Source organism: Massilia sp. GER05 (genome assembly GCF_052056005.1).
Lineage (GTDB): Bacteria > Pseudomonadota > Gammaproteobacteria > Burkholderiales > Burkholderiaceae_D > Telluria > Telluria orientalis.
Genome location: NZ_CP178858.1, coordinates 1,082,900 through 1,102,537, shown reverse-complemented (window position 1 = coordinate 1,102,537; position 19,638 = coordinate 1,082,900). Strand labels below are relative to the sequence as shown.

At 68.3% G+C, this 19,638-nt stretch carries 22 protein-coding genes; 13 read left to right on the top strand and 9 right to left on the bottom strand.

Features of this window, described 5'->3' with window-relative positions:
* Positions 1 to 24: 24 nt before the first annotated feature.
* The 4 genes from ACL58G_RS04890 (at position 25) to ACL58G_RS04875 (ending at position 4,703) form a co-directional block, all read left to right on the top strand.
* The gene (locus ACL58G_RS04890) at positions 25 to 1,326 is read left to right on the top strand and encodes an SDR family oxidoreductase (RefSeq protein ID WP_440965496.1); all 1,302 of its coding nucleotides are present in this window, start codon (positions 25 to 27) and stop codon (positions 1,324 to 1,326) included.
* On the top strand, positions 1,326 to 1,790 hold the full coding sequence (locus tag ACL58G_RS04885) for a DUF2269 family protein (RefSeq protein WP_413385936.1): 465 nt from the start codon (positions 1,326 to 1,328) through the stop codon (positions 1,788 to 1,790). The genes ACL58G_RS04890 and ACL58G_RS04885 overlap by 1 nt, the downstream gene beginning before the upstream one ends.
* 37 nt (positions 1,791 to 1,827) lie before the next feature.
* Positions 1,828 to 3,582: a DUF885 domain-containing protein gene (locus tag ACL58G_RS04880; protein WP_440965494.1), complete on the top strand. Its 1,755-nt coding sequence runs from the start codon at positions 1,828 to 1,830 to the stop codon at positions 3,580 to 3,582.
* 104 nt (positions 3,583 to 3,686) lie between these two features.
* Positions 3,687 to 4,703 (top strand): zinc-dependent alcohol dehydrogenase family protein, encoded by a 1,017-nt coding sequence (locus tag ACL58G_RS04875; protein ID WP_413380943.1) that lies wholly within the window; start codon positions 3,687 to 3,689, stop codon positions 4,701 to 4,703.
* 223 nt (positions 4,704 to 4,926) lie between these two features.
* Here the strand turns inward: ACL58G_RS04875 and ACL58G_RS04870 are convergent, their stop codons facing one another.
* Positions 4,927 to 5,697 carry a glutaminyl-peptide cyclotransferase gene (locus ACL58G_RS04870; RefSeq protein ID WP_440965492.1) on the bottom strand — a complete coding sequence of 257 codons (771 nt, stop codon included), beginning with the start codon at positions 5,695 to 5,697 and terminating at the stop codon, positions 4,927 to 4,929.
* 71 nt (positions 5,698 to 5,768) lie between these two features.
* On the opposite strand from ACL58G_RS04870, the gene ACL58G_RS04865 reads away from it, so the two are divergent.
* Positions 5,769 to 6,200 (top strand): DUF7684 family protein, encoded by a 432-nt coding sequence (locus tag ACL58G_RS04865; RefSeq protein ID WP_413341001.1) that lies wholly within the window; start codon positions 5,769 to 5,771, stop codon positions 6,198 to 6,200.
* On the opposite strand, the gene ACL58G_RS04860 is transcribed toward ACL58G_RS04865, so the two are convergent.
* Positions 6,185 to 7,249, bottom strand: coding sequence for an NAD(P)H-dependent flavin oxidoreductase (locus ACL58G_RS04860; RefSeq protein ID WP_413380937.1), 1,065 nt, complete (start codon positions 7,247 to 7,249; stop codon positions 6,185 to 6,187). The genes ACL58G_RS04865 and ACL58G_RS04860 overlap by 16 nt on opposite strands.
* Before the next feature lie 182 nt (positions 7,250 to 7,431).
* Here ACL58G_RS04860 and ACL58G_RS04855 point away from each other — a divergent pair, with 182 nt between their 5' ends.
* Positions 7,432 to 8,421, top strand: a complete 990-nt coding sequence (locus tag ACL58G_RS04855) for an XdhC family protein (RefSeq protein WP_413380935.1) — start codon at positions 7,432 to 7,434, stop codon at positions 8,419 to 8,421.
* Here ACL58G_RS04855 and ACL58G_RS04850 read toward each other — a convergent pair.
* Positions 8,418 to 9,035: a LysE/ArgO family amino acid transporter gene (locus tag ACL58G_RS04850; protein ID WP_440965489.1), complete on the bottom strand. Its 618-nt coding sequence runs from the start codon at positions 9,033 to 9,035 to the stop codon at positions 8,418 to 8,420. The two genes, ACL58G_RS04855 and ACL58G_RS04850, sit on opposite strands and share 4 nt — an antisense overlap.
* A 98-nt stretch (positions 9,036 to 9,133) precedes the next feature.
* Here ACL58G_RS04850 and ACL58G_RS04845 point away from each other — a divergent pair, with 98 nt between their 5' ends.
* Entirely contained in the window at positions 9,134 to 10,027 is an 894-nt protein-coding gene (locus tag ACL58G_RS04845) for a LysR family transcriptional regulator ArgP (protein WP_440965487.1), read from the top strand.
* On the opposite strand, the gene ACL58G_RS04840 is transcribed toward ACL58G_RS04845, so the two are convergent.
* The gene (locus ACL58G_RS04840) at positions 9,952 to 10,416 is read right to left on the bottom strand and encodes a hypothetical protein (RefSeq protein ID WP_440965485.1); all 465 of its coding nucleotides are present in this window, start codon (positions 10,414 to 10,416) and stop codon (positions 9,952 to 9,954) included. The two genes, ACL58G_RS04845 and ACL58G_RS04840, sit on opposite strands and share 76 nt — an antisense overlap.
* Positions 10,417 to 10,495: 79 nt before the next feature.
* Between ACL58G_RS04840 and ACL58G_RS04835 the strand changes: the two genes are divergently transcribed.
* The 3 genes from ACL58G_RS04835 (at position 10,496) to ACL58G_RS04825 (ending at position 12,015) form a co-directional block, all read left to right on the top strand.
* Positions 10,496 to 10,870 (top strand): MerR family transcriptional regulator, encoded by a 375-nt coding sequence (locus ACL58G_RS04835; protein WP_440965483.1) that lies wholly within the window; start codon positions 10,496 to 10,498, stop codon positions 10,868 to 10,870.
* Positions 10,871 to 10,880: 10 nt separating this feature from the next.
* Complete coding sequence (locus ACL58G_RS04830) at positions 10,881 to 11,294, top strand: hypothetical protein (protein WP_440965481.1); 414 nt, start codon at positions 10,881 to 10,883, stop codon at positions 11,292 to 11,294.
* Positions 11,295 to 11,385: 91 nt separating this feature from the next.
* The gene (locus ACL58G_RS04825) at positions 11,386 to 12,015 is read left to right on the top strand and encodes a beta/gamma crystallin-related protein (RefSeq protein WP_440965479.1); all 630 of its coding nucleotides are present in this window, start codon (positions 11,386 to 11,388) and stop codon (positions 12,013 to 12,015) included.
* Positions 12,016 to 12,084: 69 nt separating this feature from the next.
* Here the strand turns inward: ACL58G_RS04825 and modC are convergent, their stop codons facing one another.
* Genes modC through modA form a run of 3 tightly spaced genes read right to left on the bottom strand, consistent with a single transcriptional unit; the run spans position 12,085 to position 14,584 of the window.
* A complete protein-coding gene (gene modC / locus ACL58G_RS04820) occupies positions 12,085 to 13,164 on the bottom strand; it encodes a molybdenum ABC transporter ATP-binding protein (RefSeq protein WP_440965477.1) in 1,080 nt (359 codons plus the stop codon).
* Positions 13,161 to 13,847: a molybdate ABC transporter permease subunit gene (gene modB / locus ACL58G_RS04815; protein WP_440965475.1), complete on the bottom strand. Its 687-nt coding sequence runs from the start codon at positions 13,845 to 13,847 to the stop codon at positions 13,161 to 13,163. Before modB ends, modC begins: the two co-directional genes overlap by 4 nt.
* Entirely contained in the window at positions 13,844 to 14,584 is a 741-nt protein-coding gene (modA, locus tag ACL58G_RS04810; protein WP_440965473.1) for a molybdate ABC transporter substrate-binding protein, read from the bottom strand. Before modA ends, modB begins: the two co-directional genes overlap by 4 nt.
* A gap of 106 nt (positions 14,585 to 14,690) precedes the next feature.
* Between modA and ACL58G_RS04805 the strand changes: the two genes are divergently transcribed.
* Together ACL58G_RS04805 and ACL58G_RS04800 are read left to right on the top strand one after the other, a co-directional pair.
* Entirely contained in the window at positions 14,691 to 15,458 is a 768-nt protein-coding gene (locus ACL58G_RS04805; protein WP_440967961.1) for a TOBE domain-containing protein, read from the top strand.
* A 47-nt stretch (positions 15,459 to 15,505) separates the two neighbouring features.
* On the top strand, positions 15,506 to 17,350 hold the full coding sequence (locus ACL58G_RS04800) for a hypothetical protein (RefSeq protein WP_440965471.1): 1,845 nt from the start codon (positions 15,506 to 15,508) through the stop codon (positions 17,348 to 17,350).
* A gap of 3 nt (positions 17,351 to 17,353) precedes the next feature.
* Here ACL58G_RS04800 and ACL58G_RS04795 read toward each other — a convergent pair whose 3' ends face one another.
* Positions 17,354 to 17,701: a GFA family protein gene (locus ACL58G_RS04795; RefSeq protein ID WP_413339002.1), complete on the bottom strand. Its 348-nt coding sequence runs from the start codon at positions 17,699 to 17,701 to the stop codon at positions 17,354 to 17,356.
* A gap of 154 nt (positions 17,702 to 17,855) precedes the next feature.
* Between ACL58G_RS04795 and ACL58G_RS04790 the strand changes: the two genes are divergently transcribed.
* Positions 17,856 to 18,224, top strand: a complete 369-nt coding sequence (locus ACL58G_RS04790) for a hypothetical protein (protein WP_440965470.1) — start codon at positions 17,856 to 17,858, stop codon at positions 18,222 to 18,224.
* A 4-nt stretch (positions 18,225 to 18,228) separates the two neighbouring features.
* On the opposite strand, the gene ACL58G_RS04785 is transcribed toward ACL58G_RS04790, so the two are convergent.
* Positions 18,229 to 19,620, bottom strand: coding sequence for a hypothetical protein (locus ACL58G_RS04785; RefSeq protein WP_440965468.1), 1,392 nt, complete (start codon positions 19,618 to 19,620; stop codon positions 18,229 to 18,231).
* Positions 19,621 to 19,638 lie beyond the last annotated feature (18 nt).

Below are 19,638 nucleotides of genomic sequence, written 5' to 3'. Positions count from 1 at the left end.
TTGGAGAGTAGAGAAAGGAAAAGCATGCGGATCCTGCTCACGGGGGCAACGGGATTCATCGGACAGCACCTGTTGCGCGCGCTGCTGGCGGAAGGCCATGACGTCGTGTGCGCGGTGCGCCATCCCGGCACATTGCCGAGCCACCCGCACCTGTCCGCGATCCGCGCCGACTTCGCCAACGATACCGACAAATCCACGTGGCTGGCGCGCCTTTCCGGGGTGGAAGCCGTCATCAACACCGTCGGCATTTTCCGCGAGCGCGGCACGCAGACGTTCGCGAACCTGCACACGACAACGCCGCGCGCCCTGTTCGCCGCCTGCGCGGAGTCCGACGCCGTGCACATGGTCGTGCAACTGTCCGCGCTGGGGGCCGACGAGCAGGCCGACACCGCGTACCACCTGTCGAAGAAGGCCGCCGACGACTATCTCGCCACGCTCCCGATCCGCGCCGCCATCGTGCAGCCGTCGCTCGTCTACGGCGCGGACGGTGCCAGCGCGCGCGTCTTCAAGGCGATGGCATCGCTGCCGTGCGCCGTGCGCCTGGGAGATTCCCCGCAACTCGTGCAGCCGATCCACGTGGACGACGTCGTCGCCGCCATCGTGACGCTGCTGCGCCAGCGGCTGTATGCGGACAAGGCCGAGAGTGGCCCTGTGCGCCGCATCGCCCTCGTCGGTCCGCGGGCGCTGCCGTTCGTCGATTACCTGGCCACGTTGCGCCGCGCGATGGGGATGGGCAGGCTGCGCGTGCTGCCGCTGCCGGGGGGTGTCGCGCGGCTGCTTGCGCGCGTGGGCGCCTGGCTGCCCGGCGCGCTGCTCGACCCGGACGCGCTGCGCATGCTCGACCGCGGTAACGCGGCCGACCCCGGCCCCACGCTGCGCCTGCTGGGACGCCCGCCGCGCGACATCGCGTCGTTCGTCGTCGATCCCGGCGCCGAGCGGGCGCGCGCGAAGCTGGACTGGCTGTTGCCCGTGCTGCGGCTGGCCATCGCCATCGTCTGGATCGCCACCGCCATCGTCTCGGCGTTCATGTATCCGGCGGCCGCCAGCTACGAATTGCTGGCACGCGCGGGCATCCCCGAGCCCCTGCGCCCGCTGATGCTGTACGGCGCGTCCGTGTTCGACGTGCTGCTGGGCGCCGGCACGCTGTTCTTGCGCCGGCGCCGCTGGCTGTGGCTCATGCAACTGGCGCTGATCGGCTTTTATTCGGTCGTGATCGCGGTCCGGCTGCCGGAATTCCTGATCCACCCCTACGGCCCGCTGACGAAGAACCTGCCGATGCTGGCCGCGATCTGGCTGCTCTACGAACTCGAGAAAGAGGACACATGATGGACTACGTCGTCGTGAAATGGCTGCACATCCTGTCGTCGACCTTCCTGTTCGGCACAGGCATCGGGTCGGCCTGGTACATGCTGTTCGCGAATTTGAGCCGCGACGTGCGCGCGATCGCCGTCGTCAGCAAATACGTCGTGATCGCGGACTGGCTGTTCACGGCCACGACGGCCGTCGTCCAGCCGGCCACGGGGTTCGCCATGGTGCACCTGGCCGGCTATCCGATGAGCAGCCGCTGGATCATGTGGTCGCTGATGCTGTACGTGCTGGCGGGCGCCTGCTGGCTGCCCGTCGTGTGGCTGCAGATGCGCCTGCGCGACATGGCGGCGGACGCCGCGCGTGACGGCACGCCGCTTCCCGCCCTGTACTGGAAATACTTCCGCACGTGGGTGGCGCTCGGCGTGCCGGCGTTCATCGCGTTCGTCTTCATCTTCTGGTTCATGGTGGCGAAGCCGATCTAGCTCTAGAATGCCTGCTTTACCACGACAAGGCAGCATCATGATCCGTCTCGGCCTCGCCCTCCTGTTTGCATCCGGCGCCGCCTGCGCAGCCGCCCCCGCATGGGTCGCGCGCAGCGACGCCTACACCCAGCCGGTCCTGCAGGACACCGGTAAATACGTGCCCGAGGAATCCACGGAACTGGGCGACGAAAACTACGACACCCAGGTCGCCGACCTGAAACCGCGCGTGTACGAGCGCGAACTGGCCGACACCGAAAAACGCCTCGCGGAACTGCGCCGCCAGCGCGCCCAGGAAAAGGACGTGAAGGTGCGCCAGGACCTCGACATCCTGATCGACTCGCGCGAGAAGAAGATCGCGACGATGAAGCTGGAGCACAAATACCTGCTCGAGTACGTCAACGTGGGCGAAGTCGTGTACGGCGGCCTGCGCGCCCTGCTCGACCCGCGCAACAAGCCGGAACGCCAGAAGCTCGCGCTGGTACGCCTGAAGCGCTACGCCGGCAAGGAAGCCGGCTACGCGCCGATCGCCACGCTGGCGCGCGCCCGCGGCGAGGAACGCCTTGCCAGCAAGACGCTGATCGGCCCGTACGTGGGCGAGGTCGAGGAAGGCCTGAACAACAACGCGACCTACATGGACGGCATCGAGGAGTTGTTCAAGAAAGCGAACATCACCGGCTGGGAAAGCGACTTCGCGGCGCTGAAGGCCCAGGTGAAGGACTACGACGACTGGGTGCGCGATCGCCTGATGCCGCGCACGCGCAAGGAAGTGCGCCTGCCGGAAGCGATCTACGTGAACCGCCTCGCCAACGTCGGCGTCGACATCGCGCCGGAGCAGATGATCGAGCGCGCCGGCTTCGACTTCCAGGAAGTGCGCGACGAGATGCAGGTCGTGGCGGGCATCATCGCCGCGCGCAACCAGCTGCCGTCGTCCGACTACCGCGACGTGATCCGCGAGCTCAAAAAATCCTCGATCGCCCCCGACCAGCTGATGCCGTACTACCGCGAGCGTTTAAAAGATATCGAAGGCATGGTGCGCGCCCACGATCTCGTGACCCTGCCGTCGCGCGAGGCGAACATCCGCACTGCGACGCCCGCCGAGGCGGCCCGCTCGCCGGCGCCGTTCATGAGCCCACCGCGCATGATCGGCAACACGGGAGAGTATGGCGAGTTCGTGATCCCGCTGGCGAACCCGAACGCGAAGTCGAAGGAGAAGATGAACGACTTCGACTTTACCGCGATGGCCTGGACGCTGACGGCACACGAGGCGCGCCCGGGCCACGAGCTGCAGTTCGCGTCGATGGTGGAGCAAGGCATGTCGGTGGCGCGCGCCCGCTTCGCCTTCAACAGCACGAACGTCGAAGGCTGGGGGCTGTATTCGGAAGCGATGATCCTGCCGTACATGCCGCCGGAAGGCCAGCTCGTCTCGCTGCAGGCCCGTTTGCTGCGCATGGCGCGCGCCCTGCTCGACCCGCAGATCAACCTGGGCCGCATGACGCCGGAACAGGCGAAGCAGTTCCTGATGCGCGAAGTCGTGCTGTCCGAGCCGTTCGCGCAGTCGGAAGTCGACCGCTATTCGTACCGCATGCCGGGCCAGGCCACCGCGTACTACTACGGCTACGTCAAACTGCGCGCGCTGAAGACGCAGGCCGAGATCGCGCTGGGCGACCGCTTCAGCCTGAAGGCCTTCAATGACTTCATCATCGCGCAGGGCATCCTGCCGCCGGCGCTGATGAAACAGGCGGTGCTGGAAGAGTTCATCCCGAGCCAGCGGGGCAAGGCGGCGGCCAGATAAGCGCCAAATAAGCGCCAAATAAGCGTGCGCCACGAGCGCCGGGCTTGCGGCGACAATATCGTCCCGCCCAGTGTGGGCGGCCGACCAACCGATGGAGGACAGCGATGCGGGCTTACCAGATCTTACCCGGCGATGGCATCGACGGGCTGCAATGCGTGGATTTTCCTCACCGTGAACTGGGCAATGGCGAAGTGCGCATCCGCGTGCACGCCGTCTCGCTGAACTACCGCGACCTGATGGTCGCCAGCGGCAACTACCTCGTCACCGTCGACGACCCCATCATCCCCTGCTCGGACGGCGCCGGCGAAGTCGTCGCCACCGGTCCCGGCGTCACGCGCGTGCAGCCCGGCGACCGCGTCGCGGCCTCGTTCTTCCCGTACTGGCAGGACGGTCCGACCAGCCCCGAGAAAGTCCGTCACGCGCTCGGCGGCGACGTCGACGGCATGCTCGCGGAGGAAGTGGTGCTGGACGAGGACGCGCTGGTGAAAATCCCGGACGGGATGAGCTTCGTCGACGCGGCCACCCTGCCCTGCGCGGGCGTGACGGCGTGGAATGCCATCTTCGAATCCAGCAACGCCGTCCGCCCGGGCGACACCGTCCTGCTGCTGGGGACGGGCGGCGTCAGCATCCTCGGCCTGCAGCTGGCCCGGGCGGCCGGGCTGAACGCGATCATCACGTCGTCCAGCGACACCAAGCTGCAGCGGGCGAAAGAGCTCGGCGCGCGCCACGTCATCAACTACCGCACGACGCCGGAATGGCAGGAAGAGGTGCTGCAGGCGACAGGCGGCGCGGGCGCACAGGTGGTGCTGGAAGTGGGCGGCCAGGGCACCGTGAACCGCTCGATCGCGTCCACCGCGATGGGCGGCAGCATCGCCATCATCGGCGGCGTCAGCGGCTTCGGCGGCGAAGTCAACCCGGCCACCCTGCTGGCGACCGCCAAGCGGCTCGTGGGCGTCTACGTCGGCAGCCGCGCGATGCTGGAAAAGGTCGTGCGCTTCGCCGAGGCGACCGGGCTGCAGCCCGTCGTCGACCGCGTGTTCACGTTCGACCAGGCGCGCGAAGCGTACCGGCACATGGAGTCCGGCTCGCACTTCGGCAAGGTCGTGATCGCGGTGCAGTAGGGTGGGCGGCCCTCCGCCCACGCGCAACGCCGGCGATACGCAGACGTCACGCGTGGGCTCGGGGAGCCCACCCTACGGCTTCCGAATAGGGACAAACCGGCACATGGAGTCCGGCTCGCACTTCGGGAAGGTCGTGATCGCGGTGCAGTAGGGTGGGCGGCCCTCCGCCCACGCGCAACGCCGGCGATACGCAGACGTCACGCGTGGGCTCGGGGAGCCCACCCTACGGCTTCCGAATAGGGACAAGTTCGATTTCAAAAAGCTTCGGCCACAGCTTGCCCGTCACGTACAGGCGGTGCTGCTTCGGCTCGTACGCGATGCCGTTCAGGACCGCGTCCGGATTCGTCGTCCCGCGCTGGTCCGGCGGCAGCAGGCCCGTGCAGTCGATCCAGCCGACGACGTTGCCGGTCTCCGGATCGATGCGGGCGATGACATCGGTCCCCCATACGTTGGCGAAGATCTGGCCGTCGACGATTTCGAGTTCGTTGAGCCGGGTGATCGGCTTGCCCTCGGCCGTCACGCGGATGCGGCGCTGCTCGTCGAGCGTCTTCGGGTCGAGGATGCGGATCTCGCTGGTGCCGTCGCTCATGTAGACGTGCTTCGCGTCGCTGGCCAGGCCCCAGCCCTCGCCCTTGTAGTTGAAGCGGCCCTTCAGCGCGAACGTCTTCGCGTCGAACAGGAAGCCCACGTTCGACTGCCACGTCAGGCCGACGATGGTGTCGCCGACGGCCGTGGAGCCTTCGCCGAAGTATTCGTCCGCCAGGTCCTTCTTCTGCAGCACCTTGCCGGTTTTCAGGTCGACCTTGCGCAGCGACGAGTGCCCTTTCTGGCCCGTGGATTCGTACAGCTGGCCGTCCCTGAAGAACAGCCCCTGCGTGAACGCCTGCGAGTCGTGCGGATAGGTGTTCTTGACGAAGAAGCCGTACACGGGAATGGCGGCGTGGGCGGACGTGACTGAAACGGCGGCGAGCGCGAGGGATGCAAGGATTTTCATGGGACTCCACGGATCGGGCCGGACCGTCCCGGCGCGAGCAAGATAGTAACGCAGGATGGTAAGCTAGCGCCATGCAACGAAAGACTCTTACATATCTGCACCTGCCGCCCGACGCCGACCTGCCCGACCTGGGCGCGCGCCCGCCCTTCCTCGCCATCGTGCTGGCCGAGGACGAGGTCGCGGAAATGTGGCTGTGGGACGTCGCGCGCTGGCTCGTCGCGTCCGGCGCGCGCTATGTGCAGGCCTGGGGCAAGGATGCCGAGGCCTGGATCGAAGCCGTGGACGACGCGGCGCTGGAAGCCGTCGACTACGAGGACGCGCCCGAGGACCAGCACGTGCTCGCGACCGCGCACGATGCCGGCGACGAGGACGTGGACGAGGTGTTCTGGTTCACGAAGCACCGCGCCGCGCACCCTGCCCTGCCGCTCGACGCGGTGCTGGTCGTGCACATCGCGTCCAGGCCGCGCAAGGAAGCCATCGAGACGGCTTACGCCGACGCCTGAGCCAGTTCCCCGCCGAGCAGGCGCACCAATTCTCCCGCCGGCAGCGCCCGTGCGAGCGCAAACCCCTGCCCTGCCCAGTTGACCGTGAAATCGTTGTTGCCCGCCTTCGTGGCCGCCGCGTTCAGCGCCTTCACGGCATCGTAGGCGATCGGATAATCCGGCAGCGGCGGGTGGCCGGGCGCGCCGATCTCGCTGAACAGCCGGTTCACGAGTCCGCGCGCGGGCCGGCCGGAGACGACGTCCGTCACGGCCGTGATGACGCCCTCCCCGGCCTGCATCAGCGCGCGGTGGTGCGGTGTCGCGGACGACTCCGGGCACAGGATGAACGCAGTGCCCATCTGGGCGGCACTGGCGCCGAGACGCAGCGCGGCGGCGATGCCGTTCCCGTCCATGATGCCGCCGGCCGCGATCACCGGAATGCGGACGGCGTGCGCCACCCCTTGCGTGAGCGCGAACGTGCCGATGGCGGGATCGCCCCGCTCCGGATCGAACAGCCCGCGGTGGCCGCCCGCCTCGTAGCCCTGGGCGACGACGGCGTCGATGCCGGCCGCTTCCACTTGGCGCGCTTCATCGACCGACGTCGCGCTGGCCAGCAGCACGATGCCCGCGTCCTTCAGCGCCTGGATGCGGCGCGCGTCCGGCAGGCCGAAGTGGAAACTGACGACGGCGGGACGCGTCTCCAGCAGCACGTCCAGCATCGGATCGTCGTCGAGGAAGCTTTTGTAGATTTCGCGTAAGGACGCCGGCGGCTGCGCGCCGCTGGCGGCGAAATGCGGAGACAGGTAGTCGAGCCAGGCCGCTTCGCGCGCGGCGTCGGCCTGCGCGGGACGGTGGCAGAACACGTTGACGTTGAACGGCCGGTCGGTCAGGCGGCGCACGTCGGCGATGGCGGCGCGGCCCTGCGCGGCGTCGCCGGCGCCGACGGAGATCGAGCCGAGCGCGCCCGCCTGCGACACGGCCGCCGCCAGCGCCGCCGTCGAGACGCCGGCCATCGGGGCCTGGATGATGGGAAGATCGATGCGCAGCAGGGACAGCAGGTCTGGCTTCATGATGGTCTCCAACACGGGTCGCGATCCGACGAGTATAGCGCCGCCGGCGCGAAAACGATTTATACCATTTTTTCCCCTGTACTCTTGCCGGGTGCTGCAGCCCGTCGCGGTTCGTGTTTTTGCGTTACGATTCACGCTGCCCCGTGGGCTTAAGAATTATCGATTGGCAACAAAGGAAGGCAATGGACAGTATCGACCTCGAAGTGCTGCACGCCTGCGACCAGTGGCTGCGCGCCGGCTGGCGCTGCGAGTACGTGACCGTCGTCCGGACGTGGGGATCGAGCCCGCGGCCGGAAGGCGCCACGATGGCGATCCGCGCCGACGGCGTCGTCGTCGGCTCGGTGTCGGGCGGCTGCATCGAGGACGACCTGATCGCCGCCGTGCGCGAAAAAGGCATCGTACGTACCGCGCCCGAAGTCATCACGTACGGCATCTCGGCCGACGAGGCGCACCGTTTTGGCTTGCCCTGCGGCGGCACGATCCAGCTGGTCGTCGAGCCGCTCGGTGCGCACAGCCGCATGGACGAACTGCTCGCGCTGGCCCAGCGCCGCATGCTGACCCGGCGCACGCTGGACCTGACGACGGGCGCGGTCGAACTGGCGCAGGGCAAGGCCGACGAGCAGCTGCGCATGGACGGCCAGGCGCTCGTCACGATCCACGGTCCGCGCCTGCGCATGCTGATCATCGGCGCCGGCCAGCTGTCGCAATTTCTGGCGCAGATCGCCGTCGGCCTGGAATACCAGGTGACCGTGTGCGACCCGCGGGAAGAATACCGCGCCAGCTGGAGCCTGCCGGGCGTCGACGTCGTGCATGCGATGCCGGACGACCTCGTGCTGGAGATGAAGCTGGACAGCCGCAGCGCCGTCATCGCCCTCACCCACGATCCGAAACTGGACGACCTCGCGCTGATGGAGGCGCTCAGGACGGACGCCTTCTACGTCGGCGCCATCGGCTCGCGCGCCAACAATGCGCGGCGGCGCGAGCGCCTACGCGAATTCGACCTCACCGAGGACCAGATCGCGAAGCTGCACGGCCCCATCGGCCTGTACATCGGCAGCAAGACGCCGTACGAGATCGCCGTCTCCATCCTCGCCGAACTGACCGCGGTGAAGAACGGTGTCGCACTGCCGGCGCAGATGTCGGTCGAGCACGGCAAGGCGCTCGCGGCCTAGTTCTCGAGCAGCAGCAAGGCGGCCAGCACGAGCATCGTCGTCCCCGTAACACCTTCGATGCTGCGCCAGACGGCGGGCCGCGCCAGCACGAACGCGCAGCGGCGCGCGCCCAGGCCCAGCGCGGAAAACCACAGCAGCGACGCCGTCATCGCGCCGGCCGCGAACGACACGCGGTGATTCGCCGCGAGGCTGCTGCCGACGGCGCCCAGCAGCACGACGGTATCCAGGTACACGTGCGGATTCAGCAGCGACATCGCCAATACGATGCCCAGCGCGCGCGAAGCCGTCGCCGCCGCCTGCCCTTCACCCGCATGCGGGGCCGCCGCGCCCTGCCAGCAGCTTCTCAGGCACCGCAGTCCGTACCACAGCAGGAACGCGGCGCCGCCCCAGCGGGCCGCCAGCAGCAGCGCCGGGGAATGCTCGATCAGCGCGCCGAAGCCGGACATGCCCAGCGCGATGAGGGTGACGTCGATCAGCACGCACGTGAGCACCGTCAGCACGACGTGGCGGCCGGCGACGCCCGTGCGGATCACATGCGCGTTCTGGGCGCCGATCGGCATGATCAGGCTCGCGCCCATGCCGAGGCCTTGCCAGAAAACCGGTTGTGAAAACATGCTCCCTCCTGTTGTTATTGCGGAGCAGCATGCCTTGTATGTGCAGGCACATCAATTATATTAATGACTTCTAAAGTTCATTAAGCTGGGCTAATCCAATGACCATCGATCCGCGCCGCAGCGAGGCGTTCGTCGCCGCCGTCGACAGCGGCAGCCTGGAGCAGGCAGCGGCGCTCCTCAACGTGACGCCGTCCGCCATCTCCCAGCGCATCGCCGCGCTGGAACACGACCTGGGCACGCCCCTGCTCGTGCGCGCCCGTCCCTGCCGGCCGACGGCGCCCGGCATGCGGTTGCTGCAATTCCTGCGTCGCCGCGCGCTGCTCGAAGACGAATTCTTCGCCGAGCAGCAGGCCGATCCGGGTCCGGTGCGCGCGGCGCTGGCCGTCAACAACGACACCCTGGCGACGTGGCTGCTGCCCGTGCTGGCGCCGGTGCTGATCGAGGAAGGGCTGCTCGTCGAATTCGTCACGGGCGACCAGAGACACACGTTCGCGCTGCTGGAACAGGGGCTCGCGCTCGCCTGCGTGTCGGGCGAAACGGAGCCGATGCGCGGCTGCACGGTGAGTCCGCTCGGCGTGATGCGCTACCGGATGGTGGCGGCGCCCGCCTTCGCCGCGCGCTGGTTCCCCGGCGGGATCACGCGAGAGGCCGCGCGGCGGGCGCCGGTGATGGTCTTCGACCGCAACGACCGCCTGCAGACCGCGTTCCTGCTGCAGCACTTCGGCCTGCCGGAAGGCGCGTACCCGTTTCATTACGTGCCGTCCAGCGATCCGTACGTGCAGGCGATCCGGCTCGGCCTCGGCTATGGCCTGCTGCCGCTGGAGCAGTGCGCGGACATGCTCGCCAGCGGCGCCCTCGTCGACCTGACGCCGGATCTGTTCGTCGACGTGGCGCTGTACTGGCACGCCTGGCGCATTCAGCCGCCGCGGCTGGAACGCATGGGTGCGGCGCTCGTAAAAGGTGCGCGGGCGGCGCTGCTGCCGTCTCCCTGAGCAACCGGCAGCCATTGCGCGACGCCCCAGCAGAATTCCGGCACCAGGAACAGCCACAGCAAGGGCGCGCCGCTGGTGGCGAGTGTCCATGCCATCCACGTCGAGAACAGGAATCGGCCCACGCCATCGTAGCGGCCCAGGGTGACGCTGGCGGCGCGCAGGCGCAGCACGGACCACACGAGCACGATGCTGCCCATCAGGCAGGCGAACAGCACGTGGAACGGGCCGAAGTCAGGCAACGCATCGCCGCCCAGGCTGCGGTTGAGGCTTGAGAGCTGCGCGTGCGCGAGGGCGAACGTCCACGGCGTGGCGAACGGCGCCGTGAGCAGCAGGTCGTACACGGCGCTGGCGCGCACGACGGTGAGAAAGGCGGATCGGCTGAGTCGCATCGAAATCTCCTGGGGTGAAGGTTCCGGGATCATGCCCCCTGGAGTACACTCCAAGGTCAAGGTATTTATCGCTATCGCCATGCAGATCGGAGAACTCGCTGCCGCCACCGGCCTCACCCGGGACACCCTGCGCTTCTACGAGAAACGCGGGCTGCTGCTGTCGCGCCGTCTCGCCAACGGCTACCGCGACTATCCGCCCGAAGCCGTGCAATGGCTGTGCTACCTGCGCGCCGCCCAGGCGCTCGGTTTTACGCTGGCCGAGATCGAGACCGGACTGCCGCTGCTGGACGATCCGGCCGCCGCCGCGCCCCTGCTGCGCGACGCGTTGATGCGCAAGCTGGAAGACATCGATGCGCGCATCGCCGGCCTGTCCGCCCTGCGTGCCGATCTGACGCGCGAACTGGCGCGGCCGGGGTTCGGTTGCCCCGTGCTGGAGGAACAAGCGGCCGCGTGAGGAGGTCCCGATGGCCTGGTGTATCGAATTTTCATCCGCCCGATTCCTGCCGACCTTGCCGGAAGACTGCCAGGCCAACCCGGGCGTCTACGGCTTCGAACTGGCCCTGTGGCTGGCGCAGGCGCTGAACCGCCAGGGCGTCGTCACCGGCTACCCGAGCGCGGAAGACTGGGGGTGGTGCTTCGACTACGCGCCGACGGACGACCTGCGGCTGACGATCGCCTGCGCCAGCCTGTGCAAGGCCGACGCGGGCTATGACGGGCGGCCGATCGGCTGGGCGGTGTCGATCCGCGAACAGCGCGGCCTGGAGCAGCGCCTGCACAACCTGTCGAACCATACGGCGCTGGAAAACCTGGGCCGGCACATCGTCGACCTGCTGAGGGCCGAACACATCGACGCCATGCACGTGCCGCCGATCGCGTAAAATTTTGTTACAAGGAAACTGTCAGCCGTCCGTACGGCGCCCGCGTTAACAGCACAGGCGCCGACGGATGGCGCACACCCATGGAGAAATCATGAAACGCCTGCTTGCCGCCGCCGCCGTGCTGGCCACCTTCACCCACGCCGCCTTTGCCGGAGAACTGACGCTGTTCTCGGACAGCAATTTCCGCGGCCAACGCGTGACCATCGACCGCGACGCCGCCAGCCTGGGCGATGTCAATTTCAACGACCGCGCTTCGAGCGCCGTCATCCGCTCGGGCACGTGGCTGCTGTGCGAGCACGCCAATTTCGGCGGCCGCTGCCAGGAATTCGGGCCGGGCGAATACCGCGAGCTTCCGGGTTTCAATGACGCCATCTCGTCCGCACGCCAGCTCGACCGCGGCGGCCGTGGCGGCTCGCGCGGTGACGATCGTGGCGACCGCGGCGACCGCGGCGGCTGGCGCGGCGACCGGGGCGGTCCCGACGTCGTGATGTTCGCCGGCCAGCGCTTCGAAGGCCAGCAAGTGGAACTGTCGCAGGACGTGCGCGCGCTGAGCGACGTCGGCTTCAACGACCGCGCCACGTCGCTCATCATCCGCGAAGGCCGCTGGGAATTCTGCGAACACGCCGACTTCCGCGGCGAATGCGTCGTCCTGGGGCCGGGCCGCTACGACGTGCTCGACCGCATGAACAACCGCATCTCGTCGATGCGCCGGGTGCGCTGACCACCGGGGTCAGAGCCCGAATTTTGGAAATTTCCCAAAACCGGGCTCTGACCCCGGTTCTAGGTAATTTCAATTTAACAATGCCACGCCTTTGATCTGGACCCACAGCGGCAGTCCGGGCGCGATGCCCAGCTCGCGGCGCGAGCGTTCGGTGATGCGGGCCAGCAGCGGCGATTCTCCCATCCGCAATTGCACGAGCACGTGGCCCGGCGTGTCCGTGGCCGCCACTGCCGTCACCACGGCCGGCAGCTGGTTGACGATGCTCGTGCCTTGCGGGCGGTCCAGCGCCAGGCTGACGTCGCGCGCGTGGATGCGGCAGCGCAGGTGCGTGCCGATGGCTTCGCGGCGGCGCCCGACGAACAGCGCGCCGCCCGCGAATTCCAGGCGGGATAACGCGTCTTCCTCGTGCCCGGCCAGGATCGAGTCCAGCACGACGCCGGCATCGTCGGCGAAGCTTGGCGGCAGGTCCACGCGCGCCAGCGTCTCCGACAGCGGCCCGCTGGCGACCGCCTTGCCGGCGTCCAGCAGCACGAGGTGGTCCGCGAGCCGCGCGACCTCGTCCGGCGCATGGCTCACATAGACGATCGGGATCGCCAGTTCCCCATGCATCCGTTCCAGGTAGGGCAGGATTTCCAGCTTGCGGCGCAGGTCGAGCGCGGCCAGCGGTTCGTCCATCAGCAGCAGCCGCGGCGACGCGAGCAGGGCGCGCGCGATCGCCACGCGCTGGCGCTCGCCGCCCGACAGACCGTCCGGCCGGCGCTCGAGCAGGTTTTCGATGCCCAGCAGGGCCGTCACGGGCTCCAGCGCGAAGCGGCGCTCGTGCACGGGCACGCGCTTGCGGCCGAACTCCAGGTTGGCGCGCACGGACAGGTGCGGGAACAGGCTCGCTTCCTGGAATACATAGCCGACGGCCCGCTGGTGCACGGGGACGAACACGCCGCGCGCATCGTCCTGCCACACCTCGCCGCCGCGCGCGACGACACCGCCGGGCGCGCGTTCCAGGCCGGCGATGGCGCGCAGGACCGTCGTCTTGCCCGAGCCGGAATGGCCGAACAGGGCGCTGATGCCGTGCAGCGGCAGGTCGAGGTCGACGTCCAGCTGGAACGCGCCGCGGTCCATGCGCAGGCGTACGCGCAATCCGTCCGTCATCGGCGCCGTCCTTTCATCGCTTGCGGGTAGAAGGTGTACAGCGCCAGCAGCACGATGAAGCTGAATGCCAGCATGCCGCCCGCGAGCCAGTGCGCCTGCGCATATTCGAGCGCCTCGACATGATCGTAGATCTGCACGGAGACGACGCGCGTCTTGTCCGGGATATTCCCGCCGATCATGAGCACGACGCCGAATTCGCCTACCGTGTGCGCGAACCCGAGCACGGCGCCGGACAGGAAACCGGGCCGCGCCAGCGGCACCGCCACCGACCAGAAGGTGTCCCACGGACTCGCGCGCAAGGTGGCCGCCACTTCCAGCGGCCGCGTGCCGATCGCCTCGAAGGCATTCTGCAGCGGCTGCACGACGAAGGGCAGGGAATAGCACACGGAGGCCAGCACGAGGCCGCCGAACGAGAACGGCAATAACCCAATGCCGAGCGCCTCCGTCAGCTGGCCGACCGGGCCGTTCGGTCCCAGCAACAGCAACAGATAAAAGCCGATCACGGTGGGCGGCAACACGAGGGGCAGCGCGACGACGGCCCCGACCGCGTGCCGCAGGCGCGAGCGCGTGCGCGCGAGCCACCACGCGATCGGTGTGCCGATCGCCAGCAGCAGCAGGGTCACGACGGTCGCCAGCTCCAGCGTCAGGCGGACGGCCGCGAAGTCGGCGGCGTCCAGGGTCACAATGCGTAGCCGTACGAGCGGATGATCTCTCTGGCCTTGTTCGATTTCAGATAGCTTGCCAAAGCCTTCGCGGCCGGATTGGCGCCGCCCCTGGCGAGGATGACGGCGTCCTGGCGGATCGGACCGTGCAGGTTGTCGGGCACGATCCAGCCGGAGCCGGACGCGAATCTGCCGTCGCGATAGACCTGCGACAGCGCGACGAAGCCGAGCGGCGCATTGCCCGTGCTGACGAACTGGTGCGTTTGCGCGATGTTCTCGCCCTGCACGAGCTTGCCCTGCACGTGGTCGTAGACGCCCAGTTTGTTCAGCGTCTCGATGGCGGCCGCGCCGTACGGAGCCGTCTTCGGATTGGCGATGGCGAGATGGGCATAGTTCCCCGTCTTGAGGACTTGGCCCTGGCCGTCGACATAGCCGTCCTGCGCGGACCACAGCGCCAGCTTGCCGGTCGCATAGGTAAAACGCGTGCCGGGCACGGTGCGGCGCTCCGCTTCCAGCCTGGCCGGAGTCTCGTCGTCGGCCGCGAGCAGCACCTCGAACGGCGCGCCGTTGACGATCTGGGCGTAGAACTTGCCGGTGGCGCCGAACGCAAGGACGGCCTTGTGGCCCGTGTCCTGTTCGAATGCCGCAGCGATCTTTTGCATCGGCGCAGTGAAGTTGGCGGCGACCGCCACTTGCACCTCGTCCGCCTGGGCGGCGTGGCACGCGATCAGGGCCAGAAGGCCGGCAAGTTGCTTCATGGTCGACTCCAGTTCTTTATCGCTATATAGTAGAGTATATAACGAAACGGAACAGGGCAAAGTGGAAAGCGACAACACAGGCTTCGCGCTGCAGGGCGCCGTCTGGATGACGGTCGGCGGCGAAAAATTCGGCGGCCAGGGACGGGTCGAGCTGCTGGCCGCGATCGGCCAGGCGGGATCGATCAGCCAGGCCGCGAAAGCGGTCGGGATGAGCTACAAGGGGGCGTGGGACGCGATCGACGCGATGAACAACCTGGCCGGCGAAGCGCTGGTGGAACGCGTCGCCGGCGGCAAGGGCGGCGGCGGCACGCGGCTGACGGCGCGCGGCGAACAACTCGTCAGGAACTTCCGGGCGCTCGAGCAACTCCACCAGCAATTCGTGGAACAACTCAACGGACAGGCCGGCAACCTGTCCGCCGACCTGACCCTGATCAGCAGGCTGAACATGAAAACGAGCGCACGCAACCAGTTCTTCGGCACCGTCTCCGGAATCCAGCCCGGCGCCGTCAACGACGAGATCGAACTCGACATCGCCGGCGGCCACAGAATCGTCGCCATCGTCACGCACGAGAGCGCGGCCAGCCTCGGCCTGGCAGCGGGCGCCCAGGCGTTCGCGCTGGTCAAGGCGTCTTCGATCATCCTCATGACGGAAGGCGAGGGCGCGCGCTTCTCGGCCCGCAACCAGCTCGCCGGCACCGTGACCCGCCTGACGCCGGGCGCCGTCAACACGGAAGTCGTCCTCGACCTGACGGGTGGCGGCAGCATCGCCGCCATCATCACCAACGAGAGCGCGCGAGCGCTCGAGCTGGCCGAGGGCAGGACGGCCACCGCGATGTTCAAGGCGTCCAGCGTGATCGTGGGCGTGCCGGGCTAGGCTGTGTTAGCGCATAATCGACGCATCAAGCACGAGCGTCGAGAACGATGAACGATTTTTTGCCGAAAGAATGCGATATCGTGATGGAGGGCGGGGTGACCTCCGGCGTGGTCTACCCCGCGTTCGTGGCGCGGCTGGCCGAAAAGTTCACCTTGCGCTCGATCGGCGGGACGAGCGTCGGCGCCGTGGCGGCCATCGCGGCGGCGGCGGCCCAGTTCAAGCGCAACCGCGTGCGCAAGGACGGGCAGGGTGAGGACGACGGTTTCCATCTCCTGGCCCGGCTACCCGGCAGCCTGCAGGAAGCCGTCGGCGCGCACACCCGGCTGTTCTCGCTGTTCCAGCCCTGCGCCGCGCTGCGTCCGCACTTCCGCGTGATCGCGGCGGCGCTCAACGAAACGAGCAAGTCGAAAGCCTGCGGCTATCTATCCCTCGCCATGCTGTGGAATTTCCCGCTCGGTGCCGTGGTGGGCGGAGGCATGTGGCTGCTGGGCTTTCTGATCAGCAGCAGCCTGCTCGGCGGACACTGGCCAGGCGTGCCCCTCGTCGGCCTCGCCAGCGTCCTGTGGTTCGGCTTGTGCATGTTCGTGGGCGCGCTGGCCGGGGCGCTGCTGCAGGCCACGTGGTCGGCGTGGCGCGGGCTGCGCGCCAACCGCTGCGGCATCTGCTCCGGCCTGCGCACGTCCGCAGACAATCCCCCCGCGCTGACGGAATGGCTGCATGGCCTCGTGCAGGACATCGCCGGTCTCCCGCTCGACACGCCGCTGACGTTCGGCCAGCTGCGCACATCCGAGCCCCCCATCGAACTGGCGCTGATGACGACGGGCCTCTCCGAACTGCGCGCGCACCGCCTGCCGCATTCGAGCGCCGACCTCGTATTCCGCGCCTCGGAAATGGCCGCCCTGTTCCCGCCCGCGATCGTCGACTGGATGACGGCGCACTCGCGCCATACGCGCCACGGCGCACGCACGGTGACCGTCCTGGAACGCATGAACGCAGGTGGCGAGGATTACTACTTCATGCCCGATCCGGACGACCTGCCGCTCGTGGTGGCCGCGCGCATGAGCCTCAGTTTTCCCGTGCTGCTGCAGGCCGTGCCCCTGTACCGCCTGCGCGCGCTGCCGGTGCATGGGGAAGGCGTCGACCTGCTGCGCGTCTGGTTCTCGGACGGCGGCCTGACCAGCAACTTCCCCATTCACTTTTTCGACAACATCCTCCCGACCCGTCCGACCTTCGGCGTCACCCTGCAGGACGACCTCGCCGACGACGACCCGTTCGACGCGCGCGTGTCTCTCCCGACGAACAACAACACCGGGGTGACGGCCGCGTACATGCCGGTCGACGAAACCGACGGCCGCCCGTCGCTGCCGCGCTTCGCGGGCGCCATCCTGCGCACGATCCGCACGTGGCGCGACGAAGCCCTGAAGCGCACCCCGGGCTACCGCGACCGCGTCGTGCAGATCCGCCATACGAAAAAAGAGGGTGGGCTGAACCTGAACATGACGCGCGCCGCCATCGACGTGATGAGCCGCAGCGGGGAAGAGGCGGCGCGCCAGGTGATCGAGCGTTTCCTGAACCCCGTCGAAAAAGAAAACGGCTGGCTGAACCACCGCTGGGTGCGCATGCGCAGCACGGCGGCCGTCCTGCAGGAAACCTTCGCGCCCCTCTCCGAAGCCTGGCACGACGCGCGCCTGAAACCCTCGTACGAAGCGCTGTGGATGGCCCACGGCATGGACGCCTTGCCCGCCTACCAGCTCAGCAAGGCCAACCGCACGGCCGGCTTCGCGCTGTGGGAACGCATCGTCGCGCTGCCGCAGGAAGTGGCGCCGGCGGAGCTGTCCGCCCACGCACCGCGGCCGCAGCCGGAACTCGTGATCGCGCCGCGCCTGAACTGAAGGTCAGGCGTCGCGGCCGTCGTAGTGCTGCACGGGAATCGCGTCGAGATCGATACCCTCGATGCAGCGCAGGTTGATGGCCGCCATCGGATTCCCCTTCGGATCGACCCCTTCCGCATACGGATGGATGCCGCACGTGGGACAGAAGCGGTGCTGGATGACGTGCTTGTTGAACGTGTAGGTGGCGGCCGCGTCCTCGGGCGTGCGCAGGCGGAACTGCGCACGCGGCACGAACCAGAGCAGCGATCCCTTGCGCTGGCACATCGAACAATTGCAGGCGAGGGCGCCCTGGATCTCGCCCTCCACTTCATACGCGACCTGGCCGCAGTGGCAGCTGCCTTGATAAATCATGTGTCGTCTCCTCCGTGCGTTGAGTTACGGGACTCATGGTAGCGCAGGATTTTTGCAAGCGCATGTGTCGGGACGCGCGTCCGACACAATCGGACATCGACCTGCGCGCGCAACCCGCTAGAGTGGCCGCATCGTCATCGACAAGGTGCAGACCATGACATCCGGTTTGATCAGGAAGCTCCTCCCGCTGGCCGCCGCCGCGCTTCTCATACCGTTCCCCGCATTTGCGCAAGGCGTGAACGTCTGCTCACTCGTCTCCTGCGGCGCCAGCGGCCAGCATGCCGCCGTGCTCGCCGAACCGGCGCAACCACGCCGCGCCGCGCGGACGGCTGCAGCGGCAGGCCGCCCCGCGCGGGACCACACGACGCGCGATCCGTGGGCACGCCGCTTCCAGGGACGGGAAAACGAAGACGACGATGTCTGCCTGCTGAACTTCGGCATCGGCGGCCAGCTGGCCAGGAAGGGATCCATCGACAGCCACGTGCTGGGCCGCACGCGGGCATGGCGCGCGCCGGTCCGCTGAGAGTTCAATCCACGGGTTGCACGAGCGTGGCGATGCGGCGGCCCGGCGTCTCGTTGGCGAGGCACAGCACCGGCGCGTGGCGCGCACCCGCGTAGTGCGCGCCCAGCGCGAGCGCCGTCACGAACGGGACGACGCCGCATGCGCCGCTCGACGCCCCGACACGTACGATGTCCGCGCTGCCGTCGAGCTGCCGCATCGTCGTGGCCGCGTATTCCATCAACTCGTACACCGGGCGCGAGCGGTGGCCGGTATCGGCGACGATCATCGCCACGCCATCCGCACCGGCACCCGCATCGGCGAGCATGCGCTCGACGAGTCCAGCGAGCACGCGGTCGGTACCGCGCCTGCGTGTGTCGGCCGGCTCCGCGACCCGCACTTCCACGAGCGGCGCGAGCAGCGCCACCGCCTGGCCATCGGATGCCCCGGCCAGCGCCGCGTCGCCCAGCAACAGGCCGGAGGCGCCCTCGCCCGGCATCAACCCCTGCGGCTGCGCGGCCGTGAACAAGACCTGTTCCGACGCCCAGCGTGCGACCGTTGCCTCGCCCACATGGGACGCTGCCGCCACCACGAGCGTGACACCGGGCGCTGCGCCGGCCGCAGTAATGCCGGTCACGGGATCGGTGCCGCACATGGCCGCACCGATCTCGCCACACCATCCGGCCTGCGCCGCCGCATGCCGCAGCCACGCCGCAGCGGCACCGCGCTGTCCCTCGGACCAATCCGCAGGCAGCAGCGGCAGCACCTGGAGCCCGGGCATGGCATCGTCGCGCACGGCCCACTCGATCGCCGCGCGTCCCGCGAGTTCCGCGACCACGCCGCTTGCCAGCGTCAGCGCGCGCCACTGCTCGTCGCTGAAGTTTGCCTCACTGGCTCCGTGCGCCGCCAGCCAGTCGGTGATGTCTTCCCGCAGCGCCTCGTCTAGCGCTTCCCCGCAGCGGGCGCACATCACGGGGAAGCCGTCGTCGTCGACGAGTTCCCGGTCCAGACCCGGGCGTGCCTTGTTGTCCGCGATGGCGGCCGCCAGTTCTTCGGCGGACACACCCTGCGGAGCGCGCAGTGCCGTCGCGAGGATCGCCAGGTGCCGCGCCTGCGCCGGGCGCGTGGCGGCGCTGGCCGGTCGTGCGGGTGCGGCGGGCAGCGCGTCGGCCTGGACGGTGGTGCTGCGTTGCGCGATCCATTTGGATCCGATGAAGCCCGCCAGCAGCAGGGCTACAGGCAGACCGAACAGCACCAGCATCCATTCCAACGTGGCGGGCACGCTCCCGCTCGCGCGCCACCAGACGATCGCGCCGCCCCAGCAGGCGACGAAAACGGTGGCGGCGATGAGGGCCTGCCTGATCCAGCCGGGGACGGTATGGGAAGCGGGGAGCGGTTCGGCGGCAAGAGGTGTCGACATGATGGTGTGGCGTCAAAG